Origin of the sequence: Aeromonas sp. 603607, from assembly GCF_049171595.1 — a bacterium.
Classification (GTDB): Bacteria; Pseudomonadota; Gammaproteobacteria; order Enterobacterales; family Aeromonadaceae; genus Aeromonas; species Aeromonas veronii.
Genome location: NZ_JAAKOV010000038.1, coordinates 1 through 677, shown reverse-complemented (window position 1 = coordinate 677; position 677 = coordinate 1). Strand labels below are relative to the sequence as shown.

Below are 677 nucleotides of genomic sequence, written 5' to 3'. Positions count from 1 at the left end.
CAATCGCGATATCTGCAATCCCGTGGAGCAAGGCGCACTTGTAAGTGGCCACAAAATCGCCTTCGGTAAAGATGCGTTGCAGATAGGCAATAAAAGCGAGTTGTTGCTCAGGGGAGGCGTGCATGTTCACCCCCAAGGATCAGACTCTGCCAACTCAAGCCGCTACGCGCCAAGGCATCCTCCTGTGGTTCTGACACATGGAGCAGTGTCATCCCCTCCTCCAATGCAAGCCGCTCCACCTCATCGACAGCTACCGGATACATGGCTCGCTCCCGCATCTCCTGCTCCGAGATAACCAGACGAAGACTCAGTACCAGATAACCATCTGGTGAGAGCAGCTCATGAAGACGTGCCAGCGCCAAGGGACGAGACTCCGGGGGTAGATGCATCCAGACAGCACTGAGCAAAATCAGATCAAAAGTACCGGTCACGCGAGAGAGAGCCGGCATAGCGTCATTGACCCAATCCACTGCAACATCCCGGGTACGGCACTGTCCCAGCGAAGCGAGTGCCTGACTGGGTTCGACAGCGACCACACTGTGGCCCTGATGGAGCCCGGCCAAAAACGCGGCATCCCGACCACTGCCAGCCCCTACATCGAGCAACCGGCGCGGCGCCGCCACGAGCCAAGGCTCCAGCAGAGTGAGCCAGTCGCAATGAACAGTGCGCGAAGATAC

At 58.2% G+C, this 677-nt stretch carries 1 protein-coding gene; it reads right to left on the bottom strand.

The window, feature by feature from the left end; translation table 11 throughout:
* Positions 1 to 107 precede the first annotated feature (107 nt).
* On the bottom strand, positions 108 to 677 hold a 570-nt coding region (locus tag G5315_RS20490; RefSeq protein ID WP_421333920.1), incomplete at its 5' end, for a class I SAM-dependent methyltransferase.